The following is a 16,435-nucleotide window of genomic DNA, read 5'->3' as shown; positions in this document are numbered from 1 at the left end:
AAATTATACCATAGAAAAGTCAAAAAATGGTAAAAGACGCTGAGAATAAAAACGTTTGTTTTCCTTTATTTAATTTAGTGTTAAAAAAAGCCTATCATTTAGCGTTTTTACGGCAAAATAATAGGCAAAGATATTTGTTTAAAAAACATAATTTATTTTTTTGTGACACTGATTTGGTTATCATCATTAAGAATAGCTTTTAGCTCTGTGGTATTAGGATGATCTAAATAGTAATCAGCGATACCATCTTCAATTTGTTCTTGAATAACGCGACGAAGTGGACGAGCCCCCATTTTAGGATCATAGCCTAAGTCTACCAGTCTTTCTTTAACATTATGTTCGACATCAATGGAAATATGTTGATCTTCCAAGAGATGATTTACATCTGAAATCATTAAAGTCACGATATCTAATAAGTGTTCTTTAGAAAGTGGTTTAAATTCGATAATACCATCAAAACGATTCAGGAATTCAGGTTTGAAAAAATCTGTTAATTGACCAAGAACGGATTGTGTGGTCCCAGCTTTAATAGCACCAAAACCAACGTTTGCCTCGGCATTTCCTGTGCCAGCATTACTTGTCATGATAATAATTGTATCCTTAAAGCTAACTGAACGACCTTGCGCATCCGTTAGGCGACCGTCATCTAGAATTTGTAGGAACATATGTAGGACATCTGGGTGCGCTTTTTCAATTTCATCTAAAAGAATGAGACTGTATGGTTGACGACGAACTTTTTCTGTTAATTGCCCAGCTTCATCATAGCCAACATAACCTGGTGGAGAGCCAATTAATTTTGAAACGCTGTGTTTTTCCATATACTCACTCATATCAAAACGAATCATACTCCGCTCAGAGCCAAACAATTCATGTGTTAATTGTTTGGCAAGTTCCGTTTTACCAACACCAGTTGGACCAACAAACAAGAAAGAACCGATAGGACGATTTTTATTATTTAAACCAATCCGATTACGACGGACAGCACGCGTCACTTTATCAATTGCTTCATCTTGACCGACAACATGTTTTTTTAGGTCGGTATCAAGATTTTTCATTTGTACTTTTTCTTTTTCTTTTAATTCGCCAACTGGAATTCCGGTAATCGTTTCAACGACCTTTTCAATATCTTTTGGTGTCACCACTGGGATATCTTCATCAGCGATTTGCGTATCGCGTAGTTGTTCCCATTTTTTGATTTGATCACGGTAATAAGCGGCTTTTTCAAAATCCTCATCTTGAGAAGCTTGCATTTTTTGCGTTTCAGCTTCTTTTAATTTTGCTTCAATTGTCTGCGGATCAATAAATTGAATCGCAAGATTTTTTTTCGAGCCAGTTTCATCAAGTAAATCAATCGCTTTATCAGGTAGTTGACGATCAGCAATGAAACGGTCTGAAAGTATGACGGCCGCTTCAATTGCTTCATCTGTATATTGAACATGATGAAAGCTCTCATATTTAGGCTGAATACCTTTTAGAATGATGAGAGTCTCTTCAACGCTCGGTTCTTTAACACGTACAGGTTGCATGCGTCGTTCTAAGGCTGCATCTTTTTCAATAATGCGATATTCATTTAAAGTTGTAGCACCAACTAATTGTAATTCACCACGAGCGAGTGCTGGTTTTAAGATATTACCAGCATCCATATTGCCATCACCAGCTGTACCAGCGCCAACAATTTCATGAATTTCGTCGATGAAGAGGATAATATCTTGATTTTCTTTTAGTTCATTAATTAATTGCTGCATCCGTTCTTCAAATTGTCCTCGAATGCCAGTACCTTGGACTAGTGAAACGACATCAAGTTGAATGACTTCTTTATGTTGTAATTTTTGTGGCACATTACCTTCGACAATTTTTAAGGCTAAGCCTTCAACAACTGCCGTTTTACCAACACCAGGTTCACCATTTAAAACGGGATTATTTTTGGTGCGGCGATTTAGAATTTCAATCACGCGCGTAATTTCTTGATCACGACCAATAACAGGATCAATTTTTCCGTCTCGCGCTGCTTGGGTAAGGTTCGTACCATATTCTTCTAAAATTGATTTTCCACCTTGTGTTGGTGGAACAGGTGGCCTCATACCATTCTGAGTCGGAGGCGTTTGTTGTAGGTTATTAGTTTGTTGTTCTTGTTCTTTCATCATTTGTTTGAATAAATCACTTAATGAGTTAAACCCATAAGGATCTTGTGTCATACGTTCGCGGTGCGCTAAATCTTCCTGCGCTTTGAGATCGCGGTAGCAACGTTGACAAACATTAATTTGTTTTTTTTGACCTTGAACATTTGTATATAAATGAATTGTCGCTTCATGTTGTTGACAAGTTTGACATAGCATAGCGTCACGCTCCTTGCATATTAATGATATAATAGGTCAAATAGAGCAATCATTTGACCTTTACTGACTATTATAAGGAGCATATCTTAAAATATCAACTGATATGCTTACAATTACAAAGTAAAGAAACAGATGTTGAAAATAATTTTTGAAAAATGAAAAACTTTGAAAATATAGGAGAGATTTTGAATGAATCAAGAAAACTTTGCTGAAAAGATTGCAGAATTACTTGCAGGAACGATTACAGAATTGGTAGTAGAAAAGGAGGATTTTTTTGAATTTAGAGCGGTTTGGTTAGAGCATCCAAATCGTGAAAGCATTGTAGGAGAGGCAGGTCTCGGCGGAAAAATAGTCTATCGACAAAAAAATGCAGAATAGTTTATTTTTTTATAAAATAAAGCGGTTTATTTTTCAGTGAAAAAAGTTGTAAGTAAAGATAAAACATGGTATCTTTATGGGTGAAAGGGCCTTTCAGAATTCTAGATACAAAATTGTTTTGAAGAGCCTTCTAAAATATTTTTTACACATTAAAGGAGACAGATAACTATGGAAAAAAGAGATTTTCACATTATTGCAGATACAGGAATTCACGCAAGACCAGCAACTTTATTAGTGCAAACTGCAAGTAAATTCAGCTCAGATATTAACTTAGAATACAAAGGTAAATCTGTAAACTTAAAATCTATCATGGGTGTTATGTCATTAGGTGTTGGACAAGGTTCTGATGTAACAATTACAGCTGATGGTGCAGACGCAGCAGAAGCGATTGAAGCAATTGCAGAAACTATGAAAAAAGAAGGTTTATCTGAATAATGACTAAACAGTTGAAAGGTATAGCGGTAAGTGATGGTATTGCAGTTGCTAAAGCGTATCTTTTAGTTGAGCCAGATTTATCATTTGAAAAGCTTACAATCTCAGATGTGGATCATGAAATCGCTCGTCTATCTGAAGCTTTAGGTCATGCAACTGGTGAATTACAGTTGATTCGTGACAAAGCTGCTAAGAGTTTAGGAGAAGAAGAAGCGCAAGTGTTCGATGCACATTTAATGGTACTTTCTGATCCGGAATTAATTGGAGCAATTGAAAGCAACATTAAAGATAATAATGTTAATGCCGAGTCGGCTTTAAAAGAAGTTACTGATATGTTTGTTGGTATGTTTGAAGGTATGGTGGATAATCCATATATGCAAGAACGTGCGGCAGACATTCGTGACGTCACAAAACGTGTGATGAGTCACTTATTAGGCGTTAAATTACCAGATTTATCAATGATTGACGAGGAAGTTATCGTGGTTGCAGAAGACTTAACACCAAGCGATACAGCACAGCTGGATCGTAAATTTGTTAAAGCTTTTGTTACAAATATCGGTGGCCGTACGTCACATTCAGCGATTATGGCTCGTTCTTTAGAAATTCCAGCGGTTGTTGGAACGCAAGAAGTAACAGCACATGTCACTGAAGGTGAGATGATTGCCGTTGACGGTATTGAAGGTGATGTACTTGTTAACCCTACAAGCGAAGAAGTCGCAAACTTTGAAGTAAAAGCCAAAGATTTTGCAGCTTTGAAAGCAGAATGGGATAAATTGAAAAATGCGCAAACAGTAACTGCTGATGGCAAACATATTGAGTTAGCTGGAAATATTGGTACACCTAAAGATTTAGAAGGTGTGAATGGACATGGTGGGGAAGCAGTTGGTTTATACCGTACTGAATTCTTATACATGGACTCACCAGATTTCCCAAGTGAAGATGATCAATTTGAAGCATATAAAGCAGTTTTAGAAGGCATGGAAGGCAAACCAGTTGTGGTTCGTACAATGGATATTGGTGGGGACAAAGAATTACCTTACCTTAAATTCCCAGAAGAAATGAACCCGTTCTTAGGCTACCGTGCGATTCGTATCTGTTTAGCTGAAGACGAAATGTTCCGTACCCAATTACGTGCACTTTTACGTGCATCTGTTTATGGTAACTTACGTATTATGTTCCCAATGATTGCAACTCTTGGTGAATTTAGAGAAGCAAAAGCATTGTTATTAGAAGAAAAAGCTAAACTAATTGCTGAAGGTATTGAAGTTAAAGATGATATCCAAGTTGGTATTATGATTGAAATTCCTGCAGCAGCTGTGATTGCTGACCGCTTCGCTAAAGAAGTTGATTTCTTCAGTATTGGAACTAACGATTTAATTCAATATACGATGGCAGCTGATCGTATGAACGAACGTGTGTCTTATCTTTATCAACCATACAACCCAGCAATTTTACGTTTAGTTAAAAACGTCATCGACTCAGCTCATGCTGAGGGTAAATGGGCGGGTATGTGTGGCGAGATGGCTGGTGATCAAACAGCTGTACCGCTATTAGTTGGTTTAGGTTTAGACGAATTCTCAATGAGTGCGACAAGTATCTTGAGAACACGTAGTTTAATGAAACGCTTAGATACAACAAGAATGGCTGAATTAGCCAATAAAGCAATCACTGAATGTGATACAGCTGAAGAAGTTGTCGCTTTAGTTAATGAATATACTAAATAGTACTTTAAAAGTGGTTTTTGAGCGATGCTCAAGGCCACTTTTTTTTAAAGAAAATAGGGTACTGAAATGGTTGCTTTGTCATTTCAGTACCCTATTAATTATTTTATTAATCCTTTTTAAATTGACTTTCATCAACAAATTCTTGATTATAGAATTTACTGTTTCGTGCTAATTCATCGTTTACTAGTTGGAGACCATCTTTTTCGATGAGTGTTTTTTCATTTGAACTTAAATCAGTGCCTAGTCCTAAACGATGCCCAGGTATTTTGACCCCCATCGCAGAAAGTGTTGTCGGATAATAATCAAAAGGCGCGAATTGACGTTGCACCATTTTAATTTTTTGATTATCGCTTTCAAAGTGTCCATTAAGAATCACATTTGTAGTAGTTCGATGATAACTTGGATCCCAGCCCTCGAAGAACGTTTTGTCCATGCTGAGATGATCACCAGTTAGAATAATCGTTGTATCTTGATAGAATGGTTGTGCTTGAATCCACCGAACCAGTTTAACTACTTCTTTTTGCGAATGAGCGAAGACATTCATATATTGTGAGTCGAACGGACGTGGTGTATCGTTTTCGATGTAGCCATCAGGGAAGTGTGTATCAGCATTTTCCATGGTTAGATTGAAAGGCTTACCTTCTTTACTGAGTCGCGTCATTTCATCTTTAGCATATTGATAAAGTTTCTTATCTTCATATCCCCACCAAACATTATAATCTTGTGGGATTAAGCCTTCTTGTCGCGCGTATTTTACATCAAATATTTTGAAATCTTTGTGGTTTGTAAAGAATGATGTTAAGCCACCAAAATCAGCATCAGCACCGAACATTATCGTTTGATTGTAGCCTTCTTTATTAAGAATGTCTCCAATAGTTGTTGCACCAGGTAAGAAGTAACCAGATTTACCGTAATCATTTCCACCCATTGGAATTTTAAGTGGTAGACCGGCACTTTGATTGACCATTGAAGCAACTGACCAACTTGAACCATAAGTTTGATGTGGTCCACCGAATGTATTTGATTCAGAAAAATGGACGCCTTCTTGTGTTAATTTCATTAATTCAGGCATTACATTTTGGTCTAAATAGCCGCCATTCGCTTTATCGTAGAATGAATTTTCATATGATTCCAAATAGATATGAACCAAATTTCGTTTTTTCTCAGGAAATTTTAATTTAACATCTTTTGGATCGACATAGTTATCTTTAATATATGTTGAATCTTCAAAATAGGCTTGTTTAACCTTGTCTAAGTGTAATCTAGTAATACTGTAGTGGACGCCTTTTCCAAGTATTGCTAAGGCCAAAAGGCTCATGAAAATTTTTAAAAAGGCATCATTAATAATTACTTTTTCATTATAAGTGGCTTTGAAAGTAACAAGCAGTAATATACAAAAGATTATCAGAATTCCTGCAAATTTAAGCACGGGAGTATTAATTACTGATTCCATCACATTGGATGCGGTCCCCGTCACAGGTGAATGTAAATTAAACAAGAATTGTTCAGGCGTTAATTCACCAAAAAATTCAATAAACCAATTTGTACCAATCCAAAGAAATAGTCCTAGGGTAAAACAGATAATTGCAAATACTTGTAAAATGTACTTAAAAATTTTGATTTTGCCAGTCCAAATATTTTGCGTAAATGTTAATTTGCCTTTTAACGTCATATTAATCATTAAAACAAAGATACCAACAACCGTTGCAAATAACAGATACTTGATAATAAAAATTGTTTGATACTGTTTTGACAATAGGACAAACGGTTTGTTAAATACAAACCTTAAAATCGAAAGTGACAAAGTATTGACGATAATAAATTGTTCGATAATTCTTTTTGCAAAAAGTAAGTTTTGCTTCGTTTGATCGATTAAGTTGAAATGGAGTCCTCCAAAAATCACTCCAACTACCAAGTAAGTTAATACTTGCAGAAATAATGCCATAAAATAGCTCCTTTTTTGTTTATTTTCTTTTATAGAATAGGCTATATTGCAAGCGTAATCAACAAGTATTTCTATTAATACACATAATATTTTATTTTGTTTGATTATTTATTACTTTCTTCTTGAGAAGTGATGTCATATAATTGAACGTAGAGAGGATGATCAATTATATGAAGAAAATAGGGTTTATTGGGACCGGTGTCATGGGAGCATCGATCGTTCGTCATTTGTTGCAAGCAGGCTATGTAGTATCAGTTAATAACCGTACTAAAGCTAAAGCAGCTCCGTTACTTGCTGAAGGCGCAGCTTGGTGTGACACACCTAAACAAATTGTAGACGCAAGCGATATTATTTTTACTATTGTCGGTTATCCAAGTGATGTGGAAGAAACTTATTATGGCTCAAAAGGTATTTTTTCAACGGATGTAAACGGAAAAATTTTGGTAGATATGACAACCAGTACGCCGTCATTGGCTAAAAAAATCTATCAAACAGCGTTAGAAAGAGATACTAACGCTTTAGATGCACCAGTATCTGGTGGTGATTTAGGAGCTAAAAACGGAACGCTCACGATTATGGTCGGCGGTGATCAGGCTGTATATGATCAAGTTGTACCACTTTTTGAAGTTTTTGGTAGTAAGGTTAATCTTCAAGGGGGACCAGGAGCGGGCCAGCACACTAAAATGGCTAACCAAATTATGATTGCAGGTACGATGACTGGTATGACGGAATTATTAGTTTATGCCAAAGCGAGTGGTTTGGAATTAGAGAAAGTACTTGATACGGTAGGTGGTGGAAGTGCTGCAAACTGGTCACTGACAAATTATGCACCGCGTATCTTAAAAGAAGATTACACACCAGGCTTTTTTGCAAAACACTTTCTTAAAGATTTAAAAATTGCTTTGGACGAAGCAGATAAGATGAATGTTAAGTTACCGGCAACTGAAAGAGCGAAGGAACTATATCAAGAATTAAATGATGAAGGCTTTGAAAATGACGGCACACAAGCATTAATTAAACTCTGGTGGGCTTAACCTGAGATAAATAAAAAAAAAGTTACTGTTTTAAATGCATCTTGGTTAAGTTTCTGTTACAATGTAACAGAAGAAATTTGATAGGAGGCTAGCTCTATGAAAAATTCCCAATTAGTTGCCATCTTAAAAAGATTGAGTGCAATGATAGAAGCTAATGACAGTGAGGTACAAGTTCGTCGATTTGAAAGGGAAGGTCAAGAGCGTTGCATCGTTACTTATGATAGTAATAATGAGATGTTTGAAATGACTGAGTCTGGATCACAAGAAAGCTATCAATTTGATGATATTGATTTAGTAGCGTTAGAAATTTTTGAGTTGTTACAAGATTAATAAAAATTAAAAAAGTGGGAACTTTAACGGGTTCTTGCTTTTTTTTATCAGAAAAGAGAGAGTCGTGTGGATAAATTACCTGATTTGAGCGAAAAGCATTTACGTTTAGCTAGAGCTGCTCAAAATGAAGAAAAATATGATGAGGCACTTTACCATTTTGAAGCTGGCTATGAAGAAGAACAAACTTATCATAATTGTCGCCAGCTCGTTGCATTTTTATTGTCACAACGCGCATGGCAAGAAGCAGGAGATTACTTAGCTGATTTTGAAGCTCAATTTATGTATGATGCGGAGGGATTTCCTCTCTACATAAAACTCCTTGTTCAACAGCACCGCTTTTTAAAAATTGCTATCGCGATGGAGCAAGCACCAAAAGATATTGTTTTAAATCAGCGCAAATTTGTTGATGCTGCAAGTAATAGCTATGTCATTTTAGAAAGAGAATTTTTAGATGAAAAAATAAAACAACTAAAAATGATTCCTACTCTCTGTGCAAGTGAGCAACTTTTGGTGAGCCAGCAGGCCCAGTTTTTAACTAAAGAGCTATTTGTCGAGACGGTAATAACGCTTCTAGCATCACCAAATGTTCATCCGATTTTAATATCAGAATGGTTTAATCAGTTGGTGCTATTAAAAGTCAATGCGTCTACAGATGTTTATTGTATTGATGGTGTTGTAAGATCGTTCGTGCCAGTCGAGATGCCGGCGCTAAGTCAAGCATTTCGAGATAGTGAGCTCTTGATTGAAATTACAGCGACGCTGAATCAAAAAGTACCAGCACTTGTTGAAAGCGGACGTTCATTAGTTAAACTACATTTTGGTTTGTCATATCCATTCATAGAGAGTTATCAGGAAAATTGGCCAATATGGTTGGCCATTTACTTAGAAATGTTGGGTTTGATGAATTCAAATGAGCTTGAAGAAGATGAGGTAAAAGCTAAATTACAACAACAGTTGTCTCAATTAGAAAGTCAGATTCAAAAAATTCAAAAAGTGTAGCAAAGTCAGGATTAAAAATGTTTACATTCACTAGATGATAGTGTAAGATTGTAAGGTATGAACAGTTTAAGAATTGTAATATAAGACAACTCGGAGGTAATTATTAATGTCTACTAAATGGGAAAAAAAAGGAACAAATGATGGGATTTTAACATTTGATATTCCACAAGATAAAATCGAAGAAGGTATGAAAGCAGCTTTCAACCGCATTAAGAAAAACATTAGCGTACCAGGTTTCCGTAAAGGAAAAGTATCACGTCAAGTTTTTGCTAAAATGTATGGTGAAGAATCATTATATGAAGATGCTTTGAACGTTGTTTTACCAGAAATGTATGCTGCTGCAATCAAAGAAGCAGACATCGAACCTGTTACACAACCAAAAATTGACGTTGTGAGCATGGAAAAAGGCCAAGCTTGGACAATTGCTGCAGAAGTTATTGTAAAACCAGAAGTTAAATTAGGCGAATACAAAAACTTAACAGTTGCTAAACAAGAACGTGAAGTGACTGAAGCAGACATCGACGAAAACTTAAAATCAAAACAAGAATCTCAAGCAGAATTAGTGCTTAAAGAAGATAAAGCAGCATCTGGCGATACAGTTGTCATTGACTTTGAAGGATTCAAGGGCGACGAAGCATTTGAAGGTGGAAAAGGCGAAAACTATTCATTAGAATTAGGTTCTGACTCATTCGTCCCTGGCTTTGAAGAGCAATTAATCGGTACTAAAGCTGGCGACAATGTTGATGTTAAAGTGACATTCCCAGAAGAATACCAAGCAGAAGATTTAGCTGGACAAGAAGCTGTCTTCAAAGTAACAGTTCACGAAGTTAAAGCAAAAGAATTACCTGAATTAGATGATGAATTTGCAAAAGACGTTGATGATTCAGTAGAAACACTTGCTGAATTACGTGAAAAAGTTAAAGAACAATTAACAAACGCTAAATTAGCAGCAGCTGAAGAAGCGGTTGAAGAAGAAGCAATCAGCAAAGCTGTTGAAAATGCTGAAATCGTTGACTTACCACATGAAATGATTCATGACGAAGTTCACCGTGGCATGGAAGAATTCTTAGGTAATATGCAACGTCAAGGAATCGCTCCTGAATTATACTACCAAATGACTGGTACTACAGAAGCTGACTTACACAAACAATTTGAAGGCGACGCTGAAGTACGTGTTAAAACTAACTTAGTAATTGAAGCAATCGTTGAAGCTGAAAAATTTGAAGTAAGTCAAGAAGATTTAGACAAAGAAATTAAAGATTTAGCTGAACAATATGGTATGGATGAAAAAGCTGTTCGTGGAGCATTAAACGATGACATGTTATCACATGACATTAAAATGAAACGCGCTGTAGATGTGATCACTTCATCTGCAACAGAAGCTTAATTTTTAGACAATTTATTTTTGAAAGGTGAAGGTCAATGATCTTCACCTTATTTTGACTTTTTAGATGCACTTAGATTGCGAATATGTTAGTATGTAAAGGAGTCAATAGAAGAGTAGAATCCTACATGTTGACGAATTAGGAGGTAGGTTCATGTACGACAACACTGGAGAAAATAAAGAAGTCCGCTGTTCATTTTGCGGGAAATCCCAAGATGAAGTGAAAAAGCTAGTAGCCGGACCTGGTGTTTACATTTGTAATGAGTGTATTGATTTATGTAAAGAAATTATTGATGAAGAAATCCAAGATGAAATGGCAACAGACTTAATTAATGTCTTGAAACCACAGGAAATTTTGGAAGTTCTGAATGAATATGTCATCGGACAAGAACGAGCAAAAAAAGTCTTATCTGTGGCAGTCTATAACCATTATAAACGTGTCCAACAATTAATTATGGACGAAGTTGAAGAGGAAGATGATGGCGTTGAGTTACAAAAGAGTAATATCTGCCTGATTGGACCAACTGGTTCTGGTAAAACCTTTTTAGCTCAAACATTAGCACGCACGTTAAACGTTCCATTTGCAATCGCAGATGCAACGAGCTTAACTGAAGCAGGTTATGTCGGCGAAGACGTCGAGAATATTTTATTAAAACTTTTACAATCTGCAGACTTCAACGTTGAAAAAGCAGAACATGGAATTATTTATATCGATGAAATTGATAAAATTGCCCGTAAGAGTGAAAATGTATCAATTACACGAGATGTTTCAGGTGAAGGGGTACAACAGGCCTTACTGAAGATTTTAGAAGGTACTGTGGCAAGTGTCCCACCTCAAGGGGGACGCAAACACCCGCAACAAGAGCTCATTCAAATTGATACAACTAATATTCTCTTTATTGTTGGTGGTGCCTTTGATGGTATCGAATCAATTGTTAAAGAGCGTTTAGGTGAAAAAGTTATTGGTTTTGGATCAACTAACAAAAAACGCAATGAAGAAGAAAGTATTATGTCACAAATCATTCCAGAAGATTTACTTAAATTTGGTTTGATTCCTGAATTTATTGGACGTTTACCTGTGATGGCTTCATTAGAAAAACTGACTGAAGAAGATTTAGTCCGTATTCTAACAGAACCAAAAAATGCATTAGTGAAACAATATAAAAAATTACTAATGATTGATGACGTTCAATTAGAATTTACACCAGGAGCGCTAAATGAAATTGCAGGCCAAGCCATTGAAAGAAATACCGGTGCTCGTGGTTTACGTTCAATCATTGAACATATAATGATGGATATCATGTATGATATCCCAAGTCGTGAAGATGTTGAAAAAGTTGTGATTACGAAGGAAGCAGTTGCTGAAGAAGGTCAACCAGAACTGACATTAATTGAGAAACAGGCAGAATAAATTTTTTAGACTTGATTGATACGAAATATAAATTAAAGCAATTTTCAAAAGTTAGAACAATATCTAACTTTTAAAAATTGCTGTTTTTTGTCTAAAAATCACATTATATCTAAGTTTAGTTGACTTATTTCTCTAACAAATGCTTCATGTGGTGTTTCGTAATTGAATTTTTTCTTGGAAGGTCATTCATCCACTGCGGGACCATGTTAATATTTGTTGTATTAAATTTACTCATTCTTTTTCCCTTCGGGATAAAGCGACGAATCATCCGATTATGCTTTTCATTAGTCCCTCTATTCCGCGAAGAATAATGATGTGTAAAAAAATTGGTACTTCTTGTATAAAAAGTTCAGTTAATCCAGAAAATCCGAGTCTATTATCAGCAATGATTGATTGCGTTTGATGTCTTAGAATTTGCTTTAATAATAATTTCAAATCTAGTTTTACGTTCAGTTAGAGTAAGTAAAACTGGTTCATGGGCATCTTTATCGCTAACTACTGTATCGATTTACTAATGACTAAATATTTCTCTAGTTTGAATATGTTTTGGGCGTTTATCAATAGACATATCAATAATCTTCTTATTCTTTCTCACACGTTTTGATTTTGTATTTTGTTGTGATTTGAGTTGTAAATCTATATTTTTAGTTTTTAGAAAACTTAAGTCTATTCAACGGTATAACGTTGTGGTACAAGCTATCATTTCTTTCGAAAAGTGCCCCTCTTTTCTTAAAAAATGTAACGCAACATCTGGAGAAAACATATTCTTTTTATTTATAAGCGTATCAAGACACTCAAGTAAAGAAACATGATTTATCCATTTGTATTTACGACCACAGTTTTTACGGTTTGTTTCGTATTTACGTTGAAATAAATCAGCTAAGTAAATTAAAAATTAATATCGATAGATTTTACCATTATGTTTTTATTGTTTACATTGAATCGTTATACCACATTTAATTTCATTATGGATCGTTTGAGGGCCCCGATTTGAATGTCTAGCTGTCTTTCGATTTGATAATCCTTCTTTTTTCCAATGTTGAATTGAAACTCTCTCTTCGAAAGAGATGTTTTTTCCTTTATTGTTTTTTGTGATATTCTTTATTAGCGTCATAGCGAATTCATCCTTTATTTGTTGGTGTAGGAACCCTAATAATACATGAATTTTTGCTATGACGTTTTTTTATTAAAACAAGTGGCTAACTTGATTATAAAATTTTCCTAAAATTATATATTTTTTTAGTAAAAAGAAATTTAAGTGATAAAGATATCTTATTCGATTTTTTTTATTAAAGATTCGTTATATTGTAAAAACGAACAAAAAAGGTGGTAATATTTAAAAATAGATAAAGTTGTGATATAATAGGCATAATGAACAATTTTGCAATTTTGGTATTATTAATATTCTTATGTGGCTTATTAACCTATTTATAACGATTATCTTAATCATCATTACTGTTTGGAGGAGTAAAAATGAGGTATAAAAAAATTTTTTTATTTGTTGTTGGTTTGGTATTAAGTTTTGCTGTAAGTCTAAATGTAGCTGCGGACACGCATAGTCCAGATTCGCATGGCTCTGGAAAGTATAAAAGAGATATTGACTATAATCAATTAGATAAACCTGGTGAATTAGACGAATATTATCGTGTAGATAAATTTTTTCCTGTCTTAATTGACAATGAAGATTTTGAAGAATTGTCTCAGCTTGATAATTATATAACATTTGGTGCTCATGAGTTTACAATTAAAAAAAATATTATTTCTCAAAATATATCGAGTTCTACTTTAAAAACAGTTGATTCGTATGGTGATAAAGTCACAAGCACAACTAGAAATCAAGGATTAGTATTTCCTAAAGTAATTTCTTATGCAAAAGTAGTGGATGATGGCGTCGCAATTCAGACGACATTTAAAGCTGACAGTAATTCGGGGTCTCCTGGTCACTATAAATTATATGGCTCATCAGGGCTAACAATGGTCATGGTTGATGACGCAATATCGAGGATAACTGCGACGGCTGTTGGTGAGACGCATAATGCTGGTGAGGCTCGAGAATATTGGGTCAATGATTTAGAACATCCGACCAAGGGAATTTATTATGGTGTATATAAATTTTCAGGTTCAAGAGATTTTATTCCAATTAAGGTAAAAGTCGAATCAACAGATAAGCGTGGTAATGCAAGAATAAGTTTTACCTTGGGGAATAATTATGATAACACTATTAATCTTGTCGGTGGCTACAGTAATCATATTGATATTGGAGGCATTCATAAAGCGACAGCGATGAGAGCTTTAGGCGAAAATAAAGGTGTATATTTTAAGGAAACATTTGGGGAAGAAACTGGATACAATGGTAAAAATGAGAAACCATATAAAGATTTTTTAAAGCCACCATATCTAGGAATGAATATTTTTGCGAGTTTCGAAAGAAATACTTATAGTGATGAAGTACAACAAGCTAGTTTTATGGAAACATTTGGAATTAGACAAGAAGGAAAAACTAATATGTTTCCAGATAATTGGTATACTGGTGGAGATTTATATGGTAATCAATATCACAAAGATAAATCAATTTATGAAGATAATCGCGAAAAAGGAAAAATTTATAAATATGTTAAGAATACAAATACTCAGGTTGAAACTGCCAAGGTAATAGATCATCCTGCGTGGATGTTTGGTTTTGATGGCTTAAAAATCGAATCAGGAAAAAGTAAAACTTTTGGTTTGTCAGTAAAAACAACAGACGTTCCAGTAATTGAGTATCCTGATGTTGAAATTATGAGCACAAAAGTTAGTGACACAAATTCAACATTTTATCCAAATTTAAAATCTAAGGATAAGCAAAAGGTGATTTACAAACAGAATTTAAGTGGGGTTGAGCTTGTAAGTCCTAAGTATGCACCAAGACAGTTGACGATTCATACGAAAACAAATGAAAGCTATGAAAATACAAAATATGAAGTTTATCGTGTTGTTTTGGATAGTGAAGGAGAAAACCCAACGTCATATAAATTAAATGAAGATCAATATCGCATTGATAAAGCGTCAAACCCTGGGATGACAAATATTATTTTGGGTGATAAAGATGCACAACATAATTTTATGTGGGATTTACACAATGGGAGTTTAAAATCAGACTATCTGGAAATTCATGAAATTTCTGATTTGAAATATGAAGACAAAGATTTGATGTTGAAATATTATCATAAAAGTGCCCATGATTATGTGGGTAAAGATCTTAAACCAAAAGATAATTATTTTAATTTTACTAATTCAGCCTACAATGAGGCAGATATTCTTCTGGTAAAATCAACATCAATGGAAGAAAAAAAAGAAAAATATATTCAAGCAAAACCAACGCAAGGTAATCAAATTTATCAATATACTAGCAATTTAACTGGTACGCCGCTTTCTAATGTTTCCTATCCTTCAGGCACACTGACAGAGGACCTAAATACGAGCGAGTTGATTTCACAGGTAAAAAATAACGATTTTCCCTGGGATGTTGTAAAAGTTGAAATTAAATCTCCTTCAGTGTTTGAAGGTAATAATACGACTGTAACTGCAGAACTTAGATTAACGAGTCAAACATTTGAGCAAAGTGTTATCAAAAATGTTTCGGTGTTTGTTCAAAATGAAGTCGATATGAATATTAAGTTGGTCACTGTTAAAGATGGTAAGTTGATTAAAGACATTGACTTGAGTAATTTGCCAGTCAAAGATGATTTACTGCAAGATGTTCAGATTCCTAAAAAACTTATCAAACCAGGACAACCGGTTTTAACAGCTTTAAGTGACATTGAACGAAATCGACATGGTTATCAAGAGTTTGCAAATAATATTGTGATGGTAGTTGGCGATGAAACGACGCCAGTCACATCATCAACTAAAGCACCAAAACAAAATTTTACTGTTTTGATTCAGTATAATGGTCAAGTCATTCCACTCGTGCCAGAAAAACTGGAGTTCGCATCACGTCAAATTTTGCCGACAACAATAAAAGAAATTAGACCGAAAACAAATGATTTAGTCCAAGTCATTGATACAAGTGGAGGTCAATCTGCTTGGAAATTAGATGTTAAAGAATCTGTGGCACTAATCAAAGATGAAACGACTCGATTGAATAAGAAAATGTTCTTTACGAGAAAGGATAATGGTACACCAATTAGAATCGATCAGTCTAGTCAGCCAGTATTTACACAGTCTACAACTAGTATCATTAATAGCTTAGAACTGTCAAATCAAAAAGATAAAGTGGGGATTCACATGGATGTTCTATCGGCAAATCTTTCAGGTAAATATGAGGGAGAGTTATTGTGGACATTGAAAGATGGTCCTGGACGTTAAATATCTTATTAAAATAAGTGTAGGTTAGAAATAATCTACACTTATTTTTACATTGTAAATACTTTACCTCTTTTTTACGCAGACTTTACAGCTTTCCGACCTTTAATTTTACAAT

12 protein-coding genes are annotated in these 16,435 nt (G+C 34.7%); 9 read left to right on the top strand and 3 right to left on the bottom strand.

The genetic code is table 11. The features are described 5' to 3' along the window. Positions 1 to 152 precede the first annotated feature (152 nt). Positions 153 to 2,336: an ATP-dependent Clp protease ATP-binding subunit gene (locus ESZ54_RS02560; protein ID WP_136136108.1), complete on the bottom strand. Its 2,184-nt coding sequence runs from the start codon at positions 2,334 to 2,336 to the stop codon at positions 153 to 155. Positions 2,337 to 2,525: 189 nt separating this feature from the next. Here ESZ54_RS02560 and ESZ54_RS02555 point away from each other — a divergent pair, with 189 nt between their 5' ends. The 3 genes from ESZ54_RS02555 (at position 2,526) to ptsP (ending at position 4,870) form a co-directional block, all read left to right on the top strand. Further along, the gene (locus ESZ54_RS02555; RefSeq protein WP_136136107.1) at positions 2,526 to 2,714 is read left to right on the top strand and encodes a hypothetical protein; all 189 of its coding nucleotides are present in this window, start codon (positions 2,526 to 2,528) and stop codon (positions 2,712 to 2,714) included. A gap of 168 nt (positions 2,715 to 2,882) precedes the next feature. Further along, the gene (locus ESZ54_RS02550) at positions 2,883 to 3,149 is read left to right on the top strand and encodes a phosphocarrier protein HPr (RefSeq protein WP_136136106.1); all 267 of its coding nucleotides are present in this window, start codon (positions 2,883 to 2,885) and stop codon (positions 3,147 to 3,149) included. Further along, a complete protein-coding gene (gene ptsP, locus ESZ54_RS02545) occupies positions 3,149 to 4,870 on the top strand; it encodes a phosphoenolpyruvate--protein phosphotransferase (RefSeq protein WP_136136105.1) in 1,722 nt (573 codons plus the stop codon). Before ESZ54_RS02550 ends, ptsP begins: the two co-directional genes overlap by 1 nt. Before the next feature lie 106 nt (positions 4,871 to 4,976). Here the strand turns inward: ptsP and ESZ54_RS02540 are convergent, their stop codons facing one another. Next, the gene (locus ESZ54_RS02540; RefSeq protein WP_136136104.1) at positions 4,977 to 6,815 is read right to left on the bottom strand and encodes an LTA synthase family protein; all 1,839 of its coding nucleotides are present in this window, start codon (positions 6,813 to 6,815) and stop codon (positions 4,977 to 4,979) included. A 170-nt stretch (positions 6,816 to 6,985) separates the two neighbouring features. Here ESZ54_RS02540 and ESZ54_RS02535 point away from each other — a divergent pair, with 170 nt between their 5' ends. The 5 genes from ESZ54_RS02535 (at position 6,986) to clpX (ending at position 11,973) form a co-directional block, all read left to right on the top strand. Further along, positions 6,986 to 7,849 carry an NAD(P)-dependent oxidoreductase gene (locus ESZ54_RS02535; RefSeq protein WP_136136103.1) on the top strand — a complete coding sequence of 288 codons (864 nt, stop codon included), beginning with the start codon at positions 6,986 to 6,988 and terminating at the stop codon, positions 7,847 to 7,849. 96 nt (positions 7,850 to 7,945) lie between these two features. After that, positions 7,946 to 8,179 carry a YkuJ family protein gene (locus tag ESZ54_RS02530; RefSeq protein WP_136136102.1) on the top strand — a complete coding sequence of 78 codons (234 nt, stop codon included), beginning with the start codon at positions 7,946 to 7,948 and terminating at the stop codon, positions 8,177 to 8,179. A 66-nt stretch (positions 8,180 to 8,245) separates the two neighbouring features. Continuing rightward, positions 8,246 to 9,178, top strand: coding sequence for a hypothetical protein (locus tag ESZ54_RS02525; RefSeq protein WP_136136101.1), 933 nt, complete (start codon positions 8,246 to 8,248; stop codon positions 9,176 to 9,178). Between the two features lie 106 nt (positions 9,179 to 9,284). Beyond that, entirely contained in the window at positions 9,285 to 10,565 is a 1,281-nt protein-coding gene (tig, locus tag ESZ54_RS02520) for a trigger factor (RefSeq protein ID WP_136136100.1), read from the top strand. Between the two features lie 151 nt (positions 10,566 to 10,716). Further along, positions 10,717 to 11,973 carry an ATP-dependent Clp protease ATP-binding subunit ClpX gene (gene clpX, locus ESZ54_RS02515; RefSeq protein ID WP_136136099.1) on the top strand — a complete coding sequence of 419 codons (1,257 nt, stop codon included), beginning with the start codon at positions 10,717 to 10,719 and terminating at the stop codon, positions 11,971 to 11,973. 925 nt (positions 11,974 to 12,898) lie between these two features. Here clpX and ESZ54_RS12805 read toward each other — a convergent pair. Next, complete coding sequence (locus tag ESZ54_RS12805) at positions 12,899 to 13,087, bottom strand: helix-turn-helix domain-containing protein (RefSeq protein WP_136136098.1); 189 nt, start codon at positions 13,085 to 13,087, stop codon at positions 12,899 to 12,901. Between the two features lie 359 nt (positions 13,088 to 13,446). On the opposite strand from ESZ54_RS12805, the gene ESZ54_RS02505 reads away from it, so the two are divergent. Beyond that, positions 13,447 to 16,320 carry a hypothetical protein gene (locus tag ESZ54_RS02505; RefSeq protein WP_136136097.1) on the top strand — a complete coding sequence of 958 codons (2,874 nt, stop codon included), beginning with the start codon at positions 13,447 to 13,449 and terminating at the stop codon, positions 16,318 to 16,320. The last annotated feature ends 115 nt before the right edge of the window (positions 16,321 to 16,435 follow it).

Origin of the sequence: Vagococcus silagei (assembly GCF_004795745.1) — a bacterium.
In the GTDB taxonomy this organism is placed as follows: Bacteria; Bacillota; Bacilli; order Lactobacillales; family Vagococcaceae; genus Vagococcus; species Vagococcus silagei.
The sequence above is the reverse complement of the archived record's forward strand: the minus strand, read 5'-3'. Positions and strand labels throughout refer to the sequence as shown.